The organism is Zoogloea sp. (assembly GCF_041908905.1).
In the GTDB taxonomy this organism is placed as follows: domain Bacteria; phylum Pseudomonadota; class Gammaproteobacteria; order Burkholderiales; family Rhodocyclaceae; genus Zoogloea.
In genome coordinates this window covers 65,224-83,072 of sequence record NZ_JAYREK010000001.1, presented here as the reverse complement: position 1 = coordinate 83,072, position 17,849 = coordinate 65,224, and the positions used below count along the sequence as shown (strand labels likewise).

The following is a 17,849-nucleotide window of genomic DNA, read 5'->3' as shown; positions in this document are numbered from 1 at the left end:
GCTCAGGCGCTGCGCAGGTGGGCGGTGAGGGCGGCGTGGTCGGAGATGCGGCTCCACGGCGGGCCGTAGTGCACCTCGGCCTTGTCGATCGCAAAGCCGCGCACGTAGATGCGGTCGAGGCGCAGCACCGGCAGGGTGCTCGGGAAGCTCCGCGCGGGGCGGCCGCGCAGGGTGGTGAACACCTCGCTGAGGCTCAGCGGCCCGAGGAGGTGCTCGTCGGCGTGGTTGCGCCAGTCGTTGAAGTCGCCGGCGATGATCAGCGGCGCGCCGTCGGGGGCGAGCTGGTCGAGGCGGGCCACGATGGCGGCCATCTGGCGACGCCGGCTGCCGGCGGTGAGCCCCAGGTGCACGCATACGCAATGCACCGCGCGCTCGATGCCGGGGATGCGGACTTCGCAGTGCAGCAGGCCGCGGCTCTCGAAGCGGTGGTCGGAGACGTCCTGGTTGGCCTGGGACAGGATGGCGTGGCGCGACAGGATGGCGTTGCCGTGGTGGCCGTGGTCGTAGATGGCATTGCCGCCGTAGGCCGTCTGCTGCCACACGTCGCGGGCCAGGAACTCGTGCTGGGGCTGGCCCGGCCAGTCGGCGTGGCGCTGGGCATGGCGCAGGTGCATGCCCTGGACCTCCTGCAGGAACACCACGTCGGCCCCCAGCAGGCGCAGCCGGTCGCGCAGGTCGTGGATGGCGAGCCGCCGGTTGAACTGGGAGAAGCCCTTGTGGATGTTGTAGGTGCAGATGCGCAGGGTGGTCATGGGGGGCTCCTTCTTCTACGTGCGTCATTCTGCACGTTTCGGCACGGGCGGGGACAGGCTGAAGCTTTCCGGAGGCGTTCCTGCTTATCGGCGCTGGCGCATGCAGGGCCGGCCCGGCGGTGGTCTACACCACCCCGCCCGATCCCGGTGGCGGCAGGCGGGGCGGGCGCTGGGGGCGTCGTGGCGGTCCCGATGCGTGTCCTGACGCCGGCGGGGATGTTCGCGCCGGTCTTTGCGGGGCTCGCGGCCATCGCCGGGCGTGTCGCGCCATGCCCGGAAGTGCTCCGCCGGGCTGGGCGGAGTGGTGCCTCCTGTCGGCGAAGTGCTCGCGAGCAGCGCGCGGACAGGGGCTGCCTATCCGGTGGTCAGGAAGGGCCTATCGGTTGGACAGGACGGCTCTATTGGAGAGACAGGGCTGGCCTATCCGTGGGACAGGGCAGCGCTATCGGCGAGACAGGATGAGCCTGTCCGTTGGATAGGGCCGTCCTATACGAGATATAGGCCCGTCCTGTCGCAGGGATAGGCTGGAGCATCATTTTTGTGCTCGCGAGGGCTTCGCGGCATGGGGCATACCCCGCCGATGCCGCTCCACAGGATCGCCGGCAGGGGCGGCCGGGCAAAGGGGGGCATCGGCTGCACTTCCGGTAGAGCCGGTTGGGTGTATGGGGTGGTCGGCTGAGCCTCCGAGGGCGACGGCCGGGTGACACGGCGAGGTGCGTCGGCCGCGCTGCGGGTCGGGCGGGCTTCCGGCCAGGGGCTGAGGACGGCGGCGACTGGCGGAGGTGCCGCTCGGAAGGTAGGTCGGGTTAGCGCAGCGTAACCCGACAGTCCGGGCGGGAATGGCCTCCCGCCCGGGGGGTATGGTGTTGCGGCGTCTGGACTCGCCCTGTACCCGGTAAAGGCGTGGGCTTGGTGGCAAAGCTTGTTGTCGCTGGCGGCTTGCCCGGCCGGGCAAGCCCGCCCACGTGAACCGCCCGGCCCCCTTGCGGGGCGGGCCGTGGGCGGACGCTCAGGCGGCGGGATCGGCGGGTTTGCGTGACTTGCGGGCGAGGCGGGTCTTCATCGCCGCCTTGAGGGTGTCCAGGCCGGTGCCCTGGCCGATCACCTTGGTCAGCGCATAACCGTCGAGGGACGCGCTCAGGATGTCGCTGCCCAGGGCCAGCTCGGTGTCGTCAGCGCGGTCGGTGAGGGAACGCAGGCGCTGCAGGCGCGGCCGCAGCGTATCGAGGGTAGCGATGTCCTGCTGCAGCTCGGCCAGCTCGAAGTCCGGCGGCACCAGGCCGGCATTCTGGCGCAACACCAGCTCGGTCTGCCGGCAGAACACCTCGGAGCCGTCCCCCATCTTCAGCGCCTTGCGCCGCTGCACGGCGGTCAACGTGACCAGCTCGGCCAGGTTCTCCTCCAGCACCGCCAGCGCAGCATCCACAGCCTCGAGCTGGGCCGCACTGAATTCGAGAGAGACGAGATTCTGTTTCATGGGAAGGCTCCTGAGTGGTTTGGGGAAGGTCGAGGCATGCCGACAGGCTGTTCGGTTGATGACGATGGCGACTGGGGGATGGTACAGGAGATGGGATGCTGTGCAAATAAAATGTGGTGGGGTGGGAGGCTGGGGAGCTCAAGTTGGTTGGTTGTGGTGTGTTGCCAGTTGTTGGAAGCGTGTCGTGGGTGCTCTTCGTGCCCAGGCCAGCGCGGGTGGATCCCGACGTGATTTTTATGATTTAAGACATATTTTCAACTTAATCACATAGAGATAAACTCATAGCGTCCAAGCCGTCGTGTCGTCTCGAAAACCTACGACTTTGCCAATCGAGGTATCTGGCGCACGCAATCGGCTGGCTCGCTGCGGTCCGGGGCAAAACCAGGAAAAAACGGAGCGACTCCACCGCGAAAAGTGGTGTATTGCTGAAAAAATTGAATCGAATTCGGTCGCGATTATCGCTGTGCGGCAGGGTTCAGTGGAAACCTCGGGTTGTTCGAGGTGCCCCGAACAACATCAAGGAATGTCAATGAAGTCGCCGAAGAGATTACGTTCCGATATTCAAACGCTCACGATGCATCTTGGTCAGGTCCGAGATGCATTGGTGCGACGTTCCGGCGAGCCGCTGGCTCAGATTGGCAAGGAGTGCCAGCGAGCGTCCGAGGCGCTCGGCGAAATTCTGAAGACACAGGACCTCCCTGAGGACTACAGGGTTGCGGTTGTTGGGCGGTTCAAAGCTGGCAAGTCGTCATTCGTGAATGAGTTGCTCGGTGCGCGTTTGGCAGGCGAGGACACCAGCCCTGAAACGGCGGCAATCACAACCTTCAAGCATGGGGAGCGGGTCAAGGCCACCGTTAACTTCGTGCCCAAGGAGTCCTGGGTTGGACTACAGAAGCTCTATGACGACGACCCCAAGCATATCGATGCGCACCGGGTGAAGATGTGGAAGAACTTTGCCAAACCTCGCAAGACTGCTGATAGCCAGGCTGCTGAGCCGTTCGACCTCAAACTCCTGGAAGCCCAATTCGTCAAGCCGGGTGGGTTCAGTCTTACGGTCGAGATGGCTGCAGAGGGGGGAAAGAAGGCAGAGTCCGAGTTTCGGAAGCGACTGAAGGAGTTCACCTCTGGTTCAAGGCCGCACCACTGCTTGGTCGAGAGAATCGAAATCACCTCACCCGCGGAAATCCTCGACCAAGGCGTGCTGCTCATCGATACCCCGGGACTAGATGACACCGAGCGGTTCCGTGTTTCCCTCACCGAAAAGGCAGTCGAAGACGTCGACGCGGTTCTATTTCTGACTAAATCCGGGGCTGCCTATGGTCAGTCCGAGAAGGACTTTTTGCTGACCCTGCTGCGCAAAGGCACTGTCAAGCAACTCATCGTGGTCATTACGCAGGTCGACCACACCTACGACCAGTACGTGAAGGCTTGCCTCGACGAAGATGAGGATCCCGATTCGATTTCCCTGCGAATCGAGAAGGAGCGGGCCCGGATTACCACCGAGATTGCGGCAACTCTTAACGACCTCAGCACCGACGATTCACCGGCTATGCGCCGCTATCGAGAGCAGTTGGGTGAGGTGGGCCTAGCATTTACATCAGCCCAGATGCACCGTGATTGGAAGGCGGGACGTCAGGTGCAATGTGCAATAGATGATGATGACCCCGGTGGCGTCGAGCGTCTGAAGCACCAGTTATTGCATCTGCTGTCGACGGAATCGCGTCTGGCGCTGGCGGCCCAAAGCATCAGTGTGAGCGCAAAGGGGGTATTGCTCGACCTTCAGGAAGTTCTGCACAAAAAGCTACTTGCCATTCGGGGTATCAAGGACAAGGAGGTAGCTGAGAAAAAGCTCAATACCTTTCGTGTTCAATTTGGGGAAGGCTGCGACAGGTTTAAGGGGGCTGTTGAGCAGCAGGTAGAACTGCTCCGTGACCGCTTGGGATACAAGGCGAAGCAGCAGGAACTGTTCATCGAGAACATCGGTTTGCTGGCTGAGCAGCAGCTTGGCAGCTTCGAGCTGGACGATGTGGGCCGGCACTGGCGCACTCGTCGTTCGGGCTACTGGGGTTACATGAGTGGGCTGCAAAAGCGCGTAGCAAACCGCATTTTTCCCAAAGTTCAGGAACTCTTGGCAGATCAGACCGAGTCGTTCGCTATATTCACCAGGGACTTCGAGGTCTTCCTGAATCGCCTCTCTGCAGACGGTGCATCTATTTCGGCAGAGCTCGAACTCGGCGCTGCCATGCCTTTCGATGTCACCGCCAAGCTCAAGGATTCGCTGAGGCGTTCGATTGAGCGTGCTGCCGAGCTTATCGCTAACGAAGAATTGCAGGTTATGTCGCTATTAGACAACTTCGTGACCGATGAGGTGTCCGAAAAAATCAGCGAACGTCGCGAGCGTGTCAGCAGTATCTTTGGCCAAGGTACCACGGTCGCTCAGTCGCAAGAAATCCGTGCGTTCTATCGGGATGTAAAGACATTGCTTCAAGAAGCACTGGCCAATCACCTACGTGCCCGGTGTAAGGCCTTTGGAGATTTCTTGATGAATGAGGCCGCGGACGCCCCACGCGATGCATTGAACGAAGTTCATATCCTGCTTGAACAAGCGGCCGACAACATTCGGGCAGCCGCAGCGGCGGTCGTTGTGGGGCAGAAGGATGCTGCAGAATCGCTAACGCATAGTATAGACGACGAGCTGAAGCCGGTGCTGCTGGCTTGCGACACGCTGTTTGAAGCCACCCAGGACGCTGAGTTCAGCGCAGTCTCTGATGCGTCACAACCACAAAGTCAGCCTACGCAAACCACGCAGGTCCGACGGATCGAATTGCCTGAAGAACTCGATTCGAGTTCTTGGTTTGTTGAACTGCAGCAATCCGCGACCCAAGTTGTTCGGCGCCACCGCCTGCGTGATGGTGAAACCGGCTGGCCCTTCGAGCGCATTTTTGAGGCAGCTCTGCTGAAGGGATGTACCAAGGTCGTCATCATCGACCCCTATCTCGCAGCTCATCACCAGCTTCGAAATCTCAATGAACTTCTGCTTCTGATTGCCGAGGTCGCCAGGCCCAAGGAAATCAGCGTTCTTACTGCCTTCGCGCCGCCGGAGTCTGCGGGATATCAGGAACGTGCGTTCGACAATAGTGCGACCGACATTTTCAAGAGTTTCGGCGTAATGCTCACGGTTGAACGGAAAACCGGTCTTCACGACCGCTACGTCATGTTCGACCACGGGGTACTTTTCAAACTCGGGCGAGGTTTAGACATCTACAAGCCGGCAACCGGTCTGGCTGCTCACCGCCCTGCGAGTCGCCGAGTTCGCCAAACCGAGGTTGACGTTTTCGTGCCTGACCAGCACGTTGTGCTGGAAGACTCATAGAGCGCATAACGCACTTTTATCTGATAGTGCGCTTGAACAAGCTCACCGTGTCATCGGTTTCGTGGATTGTCGTAGGTTTTTTGTCTTGGCGAGCACGTCGTTGGATCTGGACGATTCGGTGCTCGCTCACTCCGCTTGGCTCCGCGGCACGAATGCTGTCGCATCTTCACTGGCCTTCGCCATCGAGGCCAGTGTCTCGGCGATAAAGCTCGGTTTGGCCGGCGATAGTCCGATGGTTGGACTCAGCGTCGGCCTTCGCCTGCTCGTGGATGGGGGCAATTCAGCTCAAGGTGCTGCGCATCGCAGGCACTCGCAAGCTTCCGACCGATCGTAATTGGAGTCGATGCCGCTCACGACACCGCCAGCATCCGCTCCAGCGCCACCTTGGCCAGCGCGGCTTCGTGTTCGGGCACGCTGATGCGGTTGACGACCTTGCCGTCGGCGAGGTTTTCGAGGGTCCAGGCGAGGTGTTGCGGGTCGATGCGCTGCATCGTCGAGCACATGCACACGGTGGGGGCCATGAACTGGACGATCTTGCCTTCGTGCTTCACCTCTTCGGCGAGGCGGTTCACCAGGTTGAGCTCGGTGCCCACCAGCCAGCGGGTGTTGGGGGCGGCCTTCTTGATGATGTTGATGATGTACTCGGTGGAGCCCACGTAGTCGGACTGGCGGCACACCTCGAGGGCGCTCTCGGGGTGGGAGATCACGAAGCCGTCGGGGTACTGGTTGCGGAACTTGATGATGTGCGCCGGCTGGAACATCTGGTGCACCGAGCAGTGGCCCTTCCACAGCAGGATCTTGGCCTTTTTGATTTGCTCGGGGGTGAGGCCGCCGTATTCGAGGTCCGGGTCCCATACCACCATCTCGTCGAGCGGAATGCCCTTGTTGAAGCCGGTCCAGCGGCCCAGGTGCTGGTCGGGGAAGAACAGCACCTTCTCGCGCTGGGCGAAGGCCCAGTCGAGGATGGTGGGGGCGTTGGTGGAGGTGCACACGATGCCGCCGTGCTCGCCGCAGAAGGCCTTGAGATCAGCGGCGGAGTTGATGTAGGTGACCGGCGTGATCAGCGCGTCGGGGGTTTCGAGCACTTCGGTGAGCTCGCGCCAGCAGCGCTCGACCTTGGCGAGGTTGGCCATGTCCGCCATGGAGCAGCCGGCGGCGAGGTCGGGCAGGATGGCCTGCTGGTGGGGCTTGGACATGATGTCCGCCACTTCGGCCATGAAATGCACGCCGCAGAACACGATGTATTCGGCGTCGGTCTCGGCGGCGAGGCGGGACAGCTTCAGGGAGTCGCCGGTGAGATCGGCGTACTGGTACACGTCGGCGCGCTGGTAGTGGTGGCACAGCAGCACGGCCTTGTCGCCGAGGCGGGCGCGGGCGGCGCGGATGCGCTCGTGGGCGTCGCCGTCGGAGAGGGTGTTGAAGCGGTCGAAACTGATGGGTACGGCTTGCATCGCTGGGGGGTGTCCTGTTGTTGTCAGCCCTGGATCCACGGCAGGCCGGCATGGCGCCAGCCGCCGACCTTGTTGCGGTGCCCGTTGGCGTCCTTGTCGCCCTCGAAGCCTTCCAGGATGTTGTAGGCGTTGGTGTAGCCGGACGCGGCGGCCAGGTTGGCGGCCGAATTGGAGCGGGCGCCACTGCGGCACAGGAACATCACCAGCACCTCGGGATCGACCTGGCGCTTGAGCTGGGCCAGGAAGTGGGCGTTGGGTTCGTTGCCGGGGTAGAGCATCCATTCGATCTCGACGGCGTCGGGCACGCGGCCGACCCAGTCCCATTCGGCGCGGGTGCGCACGTCCACGAGCCGGGCTCCCGGGGCGAGCTGCAGCACGTCCCAGGCTTCGCGGGGCGTCAGGGCGCCGGCGTAGGGGAGATTCAGGCTCCGCGCACGCTCCTGCGCGAGGGCTAGGGTTTCGCTCAATTTTCCCATGGCGGACATCCGGCTAAAATGGCGGGCCTGCGAGTATACCGCCGCCCCCGAGGGCCGCAAGTCATGTCTTTCGAAGCTTCCTCCGCCTCTTCCGGGGCCCCCCTCGACGCCGATCGGGCGCGCCAGGCCCAGCGGGCCACCTGGGTCAGCATCGCGATCAACGTGGTGCTCACCATCTTCCAGATCGCGGTGGGCCTGTTCGCCCATGCCCAGAGTCTGGTGGCCGACGGCATGCATACCCTGTCCGACCTGCTGGGCGATTTCATGGTCATGTTCGCCAGCCGCCACGGCGCCAACCCGGCCGACGAGAAGCACCCCTACGGCCATGGCCGCTACGAGACGGCGGCCTCGATGGCCCTCGGGCTGATCCTGGCCGGGGTCGGGGCCGGTTTCCTGCTCACCGCCGCCGCACGGCTGCAGAGCCTGGAGGCGCTGCCCGAGCTGCATCCGGCGGCGTTCTGGATGGCGCTCGTCACCCTGGCCGGCAAGGAGGGCCTGTTCCGCTACATGCTCGCCGTGGCCCAGCGCCTGCGTTCGCCGATGCTGGTGGCCAATGCCTGGCACGCCCGCGCCGACGCGGCCTCGTCGCTGGTGGTGGCGGTGGGTATCGGCGGGAGCCTGCTCGGTTATCGCTTCCTCGAGCCGCTGGCGGCGGCCCTGGTGGGCTTCATGATCCTGCGGATGGGCGTGATGCTGGCCTACGAGGCGCTGCGCGAGCTGGTCGATACCGGCGTCGATGCCGAGGAGGTGGGGCGCATCCGCGAGACCATCGTCGGCACCTGCGGGGTGCTCGACGTGCACGAGCTGCGCACCCGCCGCATGGCCCACCGGGTGCTGGTCGATGCCCACGTGCGGGTCGACGCGCGGATCAGCGTCTCCGAGGGGCACCGCATCGCCGAGCTCGTCCGCCAGCGGGTGCGGAAGGGGCACCCGGAGGTGCTGGAGGTGCTGGTCCATGTGGACACCGAGGAGGATGAGAGCGCGGTCGCCGACCACCGCCTGCCCGGGCGTGCCGCGCTGCAGGCCGAGCTCGACGACATCCTCGGCGCCGGCGTGCCCCAGGTGGCGCCGGCGGTGTTCCATTACGTGGGGGGCAAGGTCGAGGCGGAGGTCTTCCTGCCCTTCGACTGGTGTGCCGACCGGGCCCGGCTCGAGGTCTTGAGCGCCCGGATCTCCGCCGGGGCGTCGTCGTCGTCCCATTGGGGGCGGATCGCCCTGTTGTGCCGCGTTGCACCGTAATGGTGCGGCATCTGGGGTTTTGCACGGTTTTGGTGCGGAGTATTTTCCAGACCGCCTCGCAAGCGCCTTGTGGCACAATGAATCGTTTGCTTTTGCGCGCTGGCATGGTATGTGCTTGCTGGTTGCGCAGGCTTTGTTGTAATCGGCTTTTAAATTTTTTCCACTGCGCAGCAGCTTCAACCCGTTAGGAGTGAGTTATATGACCCCGCAAGACGTCATGAAGATCGTCCAGGAAAACGAAGTCAAGTTCATCGACTTCCGTTTTACCGACACCAAGGGCAAGGAACACCACGTCGGCGTGCCGGTCTCGGCGTTTGACGAAGACAAGTTCGAAAGCGGTCATGCCTTCGACGGCTCCTCCATCGCTGGCTGGAAGGGTATCCAGGCCTCCGACATGCTGCTGATGCCGGACCCCAACACCGCCTACATCGACCCGTTCTTCGACGAGACCACCCTGGTCCTGTCCTGCGACGTGATCGACCCGGCCGACGGCAAGGGCTACGACCGTGACCCGCGTTCCATCGCCAACCGCGCCGAGGCCTACCTGAAGTCCTCCGGCATCGGCGACACCGCCTTCTTCGGCCCCGAGCCCGAATTCTTCATCTTCGACTCCGTCGAGTGGAAGGTGAACATGTCCGGCGCCTACCACAAGATCTTCTCCGAAGAAGGCGCCTGGGCCTCCGACGAGAAGTTCGAAGGCGGCAACACCGGCTACCGTCCGGCCGTCAAGGGTGGCTACTTCCCGGTTCCGCCGGTCGATTCCTTCAACGACATGCGTGCCGCCATGTGTCTGGCCCTCGAGGCCTGCGGCGTGCCGGTTGAAGTGCATCACCACGAAGTGGCGACCGCCGGCCAGAACGAGATCGGCACCAAGTTCGACACCCTGGTGCGTCGCGCCGACCAGACCCAGATCACCAAGTACATCGTCCAGAACGTCGCCCACCAGTACGGCAAGACCGCGACCTTCATGCCGAAGCCCATCGTCGGCGACAACGGTTCCGGCATGCACGTGCACCAGTCGATCTGGAAGGACGGCAAGAACCTGTTCGCCGGCAACGGCTACGCCGGCCTGTCCGAGACCGCCCTGTACTACATCGGCGGCATCATCAAGCACGCCCGCGCCCTGAACGCCATCACCAACCCGCTGACCAACTCCTACAAGCGTCTGGTGCCGCACTACGAAGCTCCGGTCAAGCTGGCCTACTCCGCCAAGAACCGCTCCGCTTCCATCCGCATCCCGTTTGTGAACAGCGAGAAGGCCCGCCGCATCGAGACCCGCTTCCCGGATCCGGGCGCGAACCCCTACCTGTGCTTCGCCGCGCTGATGATGGCCGGCCTCGACGGCATCCAGAACAAGATCCACCCGGGCGACCCGGCCGACAAGAACCTCTACGACCTGCCGCCGGAAGAAGACGCGCTCATCCCGACCGTCTGCTCCAGCCTCGAGCAGGCCCTCGAGGCCCTCGACAAGGATCGCGAGTTCCTGACCCGCGGCGGTGTGTTCAGCAACGACTTCATCGACTCCTTCATCGCCCTGAAGCAGGAAGAAGTGAACCGTCTGCGCATCGAGGTACACCCGGTCGAGTTCGAGATGTACTACGCCATCTGATCTCCCGATCAGGCGCCGGTCAGCCTGCTGGCCGGTGCGCGCGTTACGGAAGGACGGGCTTTGGCCCGTCCTTTTTTATTTCACGAACGGTGTGCCGAACGGCCTTGGCCATCCTGGGCTGCAGCCCCTAAACTAATCGCGCCCCTGATCATCCGTGCCGACAATGAATTCACGACTTCTGCTGCTGCTGGCCGCCCTGTCCTGCTCCCCTGTCGCGAGGGCGGACATCTTCAAGTGTGTCGACGAGGCCGGTCATGTCACCTACACCAACAGCCGGGCCCCCGGAAAGGGCTGCACCACCCTGTCCCGCGACCAGGCCGTGTCGTCGGTGCCCGGTGGCAGCGGGCTGCCGCGCCCGGCTGCGGCGCCGTCTCCAATGCACCAAGGTGGTGCATCGGCCGGGGCGGCGGGTTTTCCGCGCATCGATTCGGGCACCCAGCGGGCGCGCGACACCGATCGCCGGCGTATCCTCGAGCAGGAGCTGACCACCGAGCAGCAGGGGCTCGACGCGGCCCGGCGCGAACTGGACGAGCAGGCCGCGCGCAATGGCGGCGACCGCAATTCCGTGCGCGCCCAGCCCCTGCGCGACAAGGTGCAGCTCCACGAGCGCAACGTCGAGGCCCTGCGGCGCGAGATCTCGAACCTCCGCTGACGGCCGCGGCGGGGCCGTTCCGGGCCCGGGGTTGAAGTGGCCTGCTTCTTGCAACGGCCTGCATCATGCAAAACCACCCGCCCGCCATCGCGCCCTCCGCTTTCTCCGGCCTTGAGCTGCTGTCCTCGGCTGTGGTGCTGATCGACGAGCAGCTCGCGGTGCGTTACCTCAATCCGGGGGCCGAGAACCTGTTTGCGACGAGCAGCCGCAAGATCGTCGGCCAGCCCCTGCGCCGCCTGCTCGGCGAGCCGGTCGGGCTCGAAAGTGCGCTGGACCGTGTGCTGCGGGACAACTGGAGCTACACCGGGCACAACCTCAACGTGCTGCGCCCCGGCATGGAGGCCCTGCACCTCGATTGCACGGTGACGCCGGTGGAAGTGGCGGGGGCGCGCCTGTTGCTGGAGTTCCGCCCCATGGACGCCCAGCTCAAGGTGGCGCGGGAGGAGCAGCTCGCCCACCAGCAGCAGGCCAACCGCGAACTGGTGCGCAACCTGGCCCACGAGATCAAGAACCCCCTCGGCGGCATCCGCGGCTCGGCGCAACTGCTCGAGCGGGAGCTGGACGACCCCCAGCTGCGCGAATACACCCAGGTCATCATCGCCGAGGCCGACCGCCTGCAGGACCTGATGATCCGGCTGCTCACCTCCCACCGGATGATGCAGCCCACCCAGCTCAACCTGCACGACGTGGTGGAGCGGGTGCGTCGCCTGATCCTGGCCGAGTTTCCCGGCGTCGCGGTGCGGCGCGACTACGACACCAGCCTGCCCCTGGTCACCGGCGATCGCGAGCAGCTGATCCAGGCCATCCTCAACATCGCCCGCAATGCCGCCCAGGCCATGCAGAGCAGCGGTGAGATCGTGATGCGGACCCGCGCCGCGCGCCAGGTCACCCTGGCCAAGCGCCGCTTCAAGCTGGCTGTCCAGCTGCAGGTGATCGACAACGGCCCGGGCATCCCCGATGACATCCGCGACCGGATCTTCTACCCGCTGGTCTCCGGCCGCGAAAACGGCAGCGGGCTGGGGCTGTCCCTGGCGCAGAGCTTCGTCGAGCAGCACCATGGCGCGATCGAGGTGGAGTCCCGCCCCGGCCGTACCTGCTTCACGATTTTTCTTCCGATCTCGAGGGACGCGGATGCCTGAGCGGCCCGGAGGTGGCACCATGATGGTGCATTCGAGCCGCCCGCTCCGATCGTCCCCTTTTACTTTGGCGCAACCGACATGAACGCAGTCTGGATAGTTGACGATGATCGCTCGATCCGCTGGGTCCTCGAAAAGGCCCTGACCCGGGAGGAGATCCCCTGCCGCAGCTTCAGCTCCGCCGCCGACGTGCTCGCGGCGCTGGAAGAGGCCGGCCCGCCGCCCCGGGTGCTGGTGTCCGACATCCGCATGCCCGGCGAGTCGGGGCTGTCGCTGCTCTCGAAGATCAAGGCCCGTTTTCCGCACATCCCGGTCATCATCATGACCGCCTACTCGGATCTCGACAGCGCGGTGGCGGCCTTCCAGGGCGGCGCCTTCGAATACCTGCCCAAGCCCTTCGACGTCGATCAGGCCGTGGAGCTGGTGCGCCGGGCCATCGAGGAGAGCGCCCACCAGGCGGGCGCCGTCGAGGTGCTGAGCCCGGTGCCCGAGATCCTCGGCCAGGCGCCGGCGATGCAGGAAGTCTTCCGGGCCATCGGGCGGCTGTCCCAGTCCCACGCCACGGTGCTCATCAACGGCGAGTCCGGCTCCGGCAAGGAGCTCGTGGCGCGGGCGCTGCACCGGCACAGCCCGCGGCGGGACGCCCCCTTCATCGCCATCAATACCGCGGCGATCCCCCGCGACCTGCTCGAATCCGAGCTGTTCGGCCACGAGCGTGGCGCCTTCACCGGCGCCCAGGCCATGCGCCGGGGGCGCTTCGAGCAGGCCGAGGGCGGCACCCTGTTCCTCGACGAGATCGGCGACATGCCGGCCGAGCTGCAGACCCGCCTGCTGCGCGTGCTGTCCGACAACAACTTCTACCGGGTCGGGGGACACCAGCCGATCCGGGCCAACGTGCGGGTCATCGCGGCCACCCACCAGAACCTGGAGGAGCGGGTGCGCCAGGGGCTGTTCCGGGAAGACCTCTTCCATCGCCTCAACGTGATCCGGCTGCGCCTGCCGCCGCTCCGGGAGCGCCGCGAGGACATCCCGGCGCTGGCCCGGCACTTCATCTCGCGGTCGGCCCAGGAGCTCGGCGTCGAGGCCAAGCGCCTCTCCGACGCGACCCTCAAGTACCTGCAGAGCCTGGATTTTCCGGGCAACGTGCGGCAGCTCGAGAACCTCTGCCACTGGCTCACGGTGATGGCGCCGGGGCAGACCGTCGAGGTGGCCGACCTGCCCCCCGAGCTCAAGGACCAGCCGCCGCGCGACCAGGCCGCCAGCTGGGGCGAGGCCCTGGCGGCCGAGGCCGACCGGGCGCTGGCCCAGCACCCCGGCGAGGTCTTCGACCTGCTCAACCGTGACTTCGAGCGCATCCTGATCCGCCGCGCCCTCAACGTCACCGGCGGGCGGCGCATCGAGGCGGCCCAGCTGCTCGGCATCGGGCGCAACACCATCACCCGCAAGATCCAGGAACTCGGCCTCGAGGATCCCGAGGCGGCCTGAGCTGGGGGGGCTGCGCGCGTCCGCCAGGCGACGGCGGGGCGGGCCGGCTCGTGGTTTTGGGCACACGCCGCTCCCCAGGCTGGCCGCCATCCTCCATAATCAGCCCCTCGTTTGACTGTGCCGGGTCGTGAACCTTGGATCATCCCAACTTTGAACCCCTGAGCCGGGCCGAAGTGGCCGCCGCGCTGGGCAGCCTGGCGGATGCGTTTTCCGTCGAGCTGCTGCCGGAGTGCGACTCCACCAACAGTTGCCTGCTGGCCGACCCGCCCCCCGACGACGGCCGGATCCCCGTCCTCGCCGCCGACCGTCAGACCGCCGGGCGCGGGCGCCGTGGCCGGGTGTGGCAATCCTGGCCGGGGGCCGGGCTGACCTTCTCGCTGCAGTGGCGCTTCGCGCCCGGCGGGACGGTGCCGCCCGGCCTGTCGCTGGTCGTCGGGCTGGCGGTGGCGCGGACCCTCGAAGCGCTCGGCGTCGAGGGCGTCCAGCTCAAGTGGCCCAACGACGTGCTCGTCCATGGCCACAAGATCGCCGGCATCCTGATCGAGCTCGTCTCGGGCCGCGGCCGGCCGTCGGCGGCGGTGATCGGGGTGGGCATCAACCTGCGCCTGCCCCCGGAGGCGGCCATCGAGTCGGCCCTCGGGGTCACCGATCTCGCCCGCTGTCTCGATGCGCCGCCGGCCGGCAGCCGGCTTCTGGGCCTGGTGCTGGCCCAGCTGCACCGGCTGCTCGGGATCTGCGCCGAGGCCGGCTTCGAGCCGCTCCGTGGCGCCTGGCAGCAGCGCAACGCCTTTGCCGAGCTGCCGGTGCAGATCCTTGGCGAGGCGGAGCCCCTCGCCGGCACCTGCGTCGGCGTGGATTCGGACGGCGCGCTGCTCCTGCAGACCTCCGAGGGCCTGCGCCGCGTGCTCTCTGGCGACGTGTCCCTGAGGCTGGCCTGATGGATCTGCTGCTCGACGCGGGCAACACGCGGCTCAAGTGGGGTCTTTGGGGGGCGGCCGGCTGGCATGGCCAGGGTGCCATCGCCCTGGCGGCGCTCGATGAGCTGGCCGGGGTGCTCGCCGCCGCCGGGCCGGTCCGGCGGGTGCTGGGCGCCAACGTGGCCGGCGCTGAGGTGGCAGCGCGGCTGGCCGGGCTGCTGGCGGCCCGCTCCCTGGAGCCGGAGTGGATCCGGCCGGTGGAGTCGGCCTTCGGGGTGCATAACCGTTATCTCGACCCGTCCCGCCTCGGTGCGGACCGCTGGGCGGCGCTGATCGGTGCCCGTGCCCTGCACGGCGCGGCGGCGCTGGTGGTCACCTCCGGCACCGCCACCACCGCCGATGTGCTCGACGGGGCGGGCGTCTTCCAAGGGGGCGTGATCCTCCCGGGGCTCGACCTGATGCGCAGCTCGCTGGCCCGCGACACGGCCCAGCTGCCCCTCGCCGACGGGCGCTTCGAGCCCCTGCCGCGGCGCACCGTCGATGCCATCGTGAGCGGCTGTCTGCACGCCCAGCTCGGCGCCATCGAACGCATGTTCCGCCTGGTCGAGGCCGAAACCGGCGCGGTGTGCCTGCTCAACGGCGGGGCGGCGGGCAGCCTGGCGCCGCTGCTCGACATCCCGCTGCGGCAGGTGGATAACCTCGTCCTCGAGGGCCTGGCGCGCATGCTGCCTGAATTGTGATTCCGTGTAACGGCCTGCCTGCAGGCCTTTGGGGTGCCTTTTCGAGCTGACCGTGATGGGTTAGTCTTGCGTTCATGGCTCAATTACGTGTAGTCGTCATCGCCCTGGCATTTGCCAACCTGCTGGCCCTGGCCGTCTGGAAGGGCTGGCTGGGTGGCGGGTCTTATCCCGGCGAGCCGGAGCGCCTGAGCAACCAGCTCAATCCCGAACGGATGCGCCTCGTTGCCGAGGCGCCCCTGGCCGTCCCGACGCCGGCGCCTGCCCCGGTGGCTGCCGCGCCGGCACCGGCCGAGGCTCCTCCGCCGCAGCCGGCGGAGCCGCCCGCCGTGCCCGAGCGGCCCGCCCCGCCGGGCTGCGTGGCCTTCAGTGGCCTCACCACCCCGCAGCGCGACGAGCTGGGGGCCCGCATCGCCAGCGCCGGCCCCGGCTTCAAGCTCACCGAGAGCCGCACCGGCGCCGTGACCTCGTGGTGGGTGCATGTCCCGCCCCAGGGCAGCAAGGAGGCCGCCGAGCGCAAGGCGGCCGAGCTTCGCAAGCTCGGCGTGAACGATCTCTTCATCGTCAATGATCCGGGCCCCGCCCAGTTCGCGATCTCCCTGGGCTTGTACAAGAACGAAACCCAGGCCAACCGGCTCCTCGAGAGCCTGCGCGAGAAGGGTGTCCGCTCCGCCCAGGTGGCCGGCCGCGGGGCGACCGCCCTGCGGGTCGAGGTGCGCGGGCCGAGCGACGGCCTGGCCACGCTGGCCAGCGATCTCTCCGAGCGCCTGCGGGGCGCGAACCGACTCGAGTGCAATCCATGAGCGAGACCCCTTTCGTCGTCGGCCTGACCGGCGGCATCGGCAGCGGCAAGAGCGCCGCCGCCGATCTCTTTGCCGCCCGCGGTGCCGAGGTGGTGGACACCGACCAGATCGCCCACCGGCTCACCGCCCCCGGCGGCGCGGCGATGGAGGCCATCCGGGAGGCCTTCGGCGCCGGTGTGGTGGCGGCCGACGGTGCCCTCAACCGTCCGGCGATGCGTGCCCTGGCCTTTGAAGACCCCGAGGCCCGCAAACGCCTGGAGGCCATCCTGCACCCCATGATCCGCGCCGAGAGCGACCGGCTGTGCCGCGCCGCCCGCGCGCCCTACGTGATGCTGGTGGTGCCGCTGCTGATCGAGTCGGGCACCTACCGGCAGCGGGTGCGGCGCCTGTGTGTGGTCGATTGCCCCGAGGCCGTCCAGATCGCCCGGGTAATGCAGCGCAGCGGGCTCGAAGAGAGCCAGGTGCGGGCCATCATGGCCGCCCAGGCGAGCCGCGCCGAACGCCTGGCGGCGGCCGACGACGTGGTCGACAATGGCGGCACTCCTGCGCAGCTCGTCGAGCAGGTGGAGCGCCTGCATGGCGTCTATCTGCGGCTCGCGGCGAGGGGCGGAGCCGTATGATATGATCTGCGCCGATCGGGCGGCATTGGCCGTCCAAATCCACTCAATCCTCATTCAGGCGCGCGCGTGATCACCTACGAATATCCGCTCAACGAGAGGATCCGCACGCTCCTCCGCCTGGAGGATCTGTTCGAGAAGGTTGCCCACTTCGTCCGCGCGGAAGGCTCCCTCGAACACCATGTAGCCCTCATCACGCTGTTCGAGGTGCTCGAAGTGGCCAGTCGTGCCGATCTCAAGGTCGACCTGGTTCAGGAGCTCGAACGCCAGCGCCAGATCCTGCTGTCGTTCCGCAACAACCCCGAGATCTCCGAAGAGGCCCTCTCCGGCGCCCTCTACGAGATCGAGCAGGCCTCCGCGTCCCTGCTGGCGATGGCCGGCAAGACCGGGCAGTACCTGCGCGAAAACGAGTGGCTGATGAACATCCGCAGCCGGGCGGCGATCCCCGGCGGCGCCTGCGAGTTCGACCTGCCGTCCTACCACCACTGGCTCAACCGCAACGTCGAAGCCCGCCGCCACGACCTGACGGCCTGGATCCAGCCGCTGCTGCCGATCCGCGACGGCCTGGTCATCGTGCTGCGCCTGCTGCGCGCCAGCGGCAGCCCCGAGGCCCTGGTGGCACGGCGGGGCGCGTTCCAGCAGACCATGGGGGGGCGCACGGTGCAGATGATCCGCATCCGCCTGCGCGGCAGCGCCATGTGTGTGCCCGAGACCAGCGCCAACAAGTACGCCCTCAACGTCCGCTTCATGCACGCCGAAACCGTGACCCGGCCCGGCCAGGTGGACGTGGACGTGCCCTTCGAGCTCACGTTCTGCAATCTATGACCGACCAGCCCGCCAAGCCGCGCAAGGTGCGCTGCCCGACCTGCGGCGCCGATGTGGTGTGGGGCCCCGACAGCCCCTACCGCCCGTTCTGTTCCGAACGCTGCCGCCTGATCGACCTGGGCGCCTGGGCGTCCGACAAATACCGCGTCGAAGGCGAGACGACGCCCCTCGACGACGAAGCCGATCCGCTGCGCCGGCCCCACTGAGGCTTCCGCCGCGGCAGTGCCAAGATAAAAACGCCTCGCAGGTTTCGCGAGGCGTTTTTCATGTGGGCCGGCCGTGGATCCTTGCCCCGTCGGC

At 66.4% G+C, this 17,849-nt stretch carries 16 protein-coding genes; 12 read left to right on the top strand and 4 right to left on the bottom strand.

The features are described from left to right. Positions 1-2 precede the first annotated feature (2 nt). On the bottom strand, positions 3-752 hold the full coding sequence (locus ACE3OU_RS00375) for an endonuclease/exonuclease/phosphatase family protein (protein WP_374239549.1): 750 nt from the start codon (positions 750-752) through the stop codon (positions 3-5). A 1,009-nt stretch (positions 753-1,761) separates the two neighbouring features. Continuing rightward, positions 1,762-2,229: a hypothetical protein gene (locus ACE3OU_RS00370; protein ID WP_141353329.1), complete on the bottom strand. Its 468-nt coding sequence runs from the start codon at positions 2,227-2,229 to the stop codon at positions 1,762-1,764. A gap of 529 nt (positions 2,230-2,758) precedes the next feature. Between ACE3OU_RS00370 and ACE3OU_RS00365 the strand changes: the two genes are divergently transcribed. Further along, positions 2,759-5,602 (top strand): MIT C-terminal domain-containing protein, encoded by a 2,844-nt coding sequence (locus ACE3OU_RS00365; RefSeq protein ID WP_374239548.1) that lies wholly within the window; start codon positions 2,759-2,761, stop codon positions 5,600-5,602. Between the two features lie 350 nt (positions 5,603-5,952). On the opposite strand, the gene nadA is transcribed toward ACE3OU_RS00365, so the two are convergent. Both nadA and ACE3OU_RS00355 read right to left on the bottom strand, forming a co-directional pair. Further along, complete coding sequence (gene nadA, locus ACE3OU_RS00360; RefSeq protein ID WP_374239547.1) at positions 5,953-7,053, bottom strand: quinolinate synthase NadA; 1,101 nt, start codon at positions 7,051-7,053, stop codon at positions 5,953-5,955. Between the two features lie 23 nt (positions 7,054-7,076). After that, positions 7,077-7,529 carry a rhodanese-like domain-containing protein gene (locus ACE3OU_RS00355; RefSeq protein WP_374239546.1) on the bottom strand — a complete coding sequence of 151 codons (453 nt, stop codon included), beginning with the start codon at positions 7,527-7,529 and terminating at the stop codon, positions 7,077-7,079. A 63-nt stretch (positions 7,530-7,592) separates the two neighbouring features. On the opposite strand from ACE3OU_RS00355, the gene ACE3OU_RS00350 reads away from it, so the two are divergent. The 11 genes from ACE3OU_RS00350 (at position 7,593) to ACE3OU_RS00300 (ending at position 17,755) form a co-directional block, all read left to right on the top strand. Continuing rightward, positions 7,593-8,768: a cation diffusion facilitator family transporter gene (locus tag ACE3OU_RS00350; RefSeq protein ID WP_374239545.1), complete on the top strand. Its 1,176-nt coding sequence runs from the start codon at positions 7,593-7,595 to the stop codon at positions 8,766-8,768. 199 nt (positions 8,769-8,967) lie between these two features. After that, a complete protein-coding gene (glnA, locus tag ACE3OU_RS00345) occupies positions 8,968-10,377 on the top strand; it encodes a type I glutamate--ammonia ligase (RefSeq protein WP_374239544.1) in 1,410 nt (469 codons plus the stop codon). 163 nt (positions 10,378-10,540) lie between these two features. After that, positions 10,541-11,029, top strand: coding sequence for a DUF4124 domain-containing protein (locus ACE3OU_RS00340; RefSeq protein WP_374239543.1), 489 nt, complete (start codon positions 10,541-10,543; stop codon positions 11,027-11,029). A gap of 65 nt (positions 11,030-11,094) precedes the next feature. Further along, positions 11,095-12,168 carry a nitrogen regulation protein NR(II) gene (gene glnL / locus ACE3OU_RS00335; protein ID WP_374239542.1) on the top strand — a complete coding sequence of 358 codons (1,074 nt, stop codon included), beginning with the start codon at positions 11,095-11,097 and terminating at the stop codon, positions 12,166-12,168. A 78-nt stretch (positions 12,169-12,246) separates the two neighbouring features. Further along, positions 12,247-13,650: a nitrogen regulation protein NR(I) gene (gene ntrC, locus ACE3OU_RS00330; protein ID WP_374239541.1), complete on the top strand. Its 1,404-nt coding sequence runs from the start codon at positions 12,247-12,249 to the stop codon at positions 13,648-13,650. A 134-nt stretch (positions 13,651-13,784) separates the two neighbouring features. Then, on the top strand, positions 13,785-14,588 hold the full coding sequence (locus ACE3OU_RS00325; protein WP_374239540.1) for a biotin--[acetyl-CoA-carboxylase] ligase: 804 nt from the start codon (positions 13,785-13,787) through the stop codon (positions 14,586-14,588). Then, positions 14,588-15,307, top strand: a complete 720-nt coding sequence (locus ACE3OU_RS00320) for a type III pantothenate kinase (protein WP_374239539.1) — start codon at positions 14,588-14,590, stop codon at positions 15,305-15,307. The genes ACE3OU_RS00325 and ACE3OU_RS00320 overlap by 1 nt, the downstream gene beginning before the upstream one ends. 74 nt (positions 15,308-15,381) lie before the next feature. Further along, positions 15,382-16,107 (top strand): SPOR domain-containing protein, encoded by a 726-nt coding sequence (locus tag ACE3OU_RS00315; protein WP_374239538.1) that lies wholly within the window; start codon positions 15,382-15,384, stop codon positions 16,105-16,107. Beyond that, positions 16,104-16,727, top strand: coding sequence for a dephospho-CoA kinase (gene coaE / locus ACE3OU_RS00310; RefSeq protein ID WP_374239537.1), 624 nt, complete (start codon positions 16,104-16,106; stop codon positions 16,725-16,727). The genes ACE3OU_RS00315 and coaE overlap by 4 nt, the downstream gene beginning before the upstream one ends. 66 nt (positions 16,728-16,793) lie before the next feature. Then, positions 16,794-17,549 carry a cell division protein ZapD gene (gene zapD / locus ACE3OU_RS00305; RefSeq protein WP_374239536.1) on the top strand — a complete coding sequence of 252 codons (756 nt, stop codon included), beginning with the start codon at positions 16,794-16,796 and terminating at the stop codon, positions 17,547-17,549. Continuing rightward, on the top strand, positions 17,546-17,755 hold the full coding sequence (locus tag ACE3OU_RS00300) for a DNA gyrase inhibitor YacG (protein WP_374239535.1): 210 nt from the start codon (positions 17,546-17,548) through the stop codon (positions 17,753-17,755). The genes zapD and ACE3OU_RS00300 overlap by 4 nt, the downstream gene beginning before the upstream one ends. The last annotated feature ends 94 nt before the right edge of the window (positions 17,756-17,849 follow it).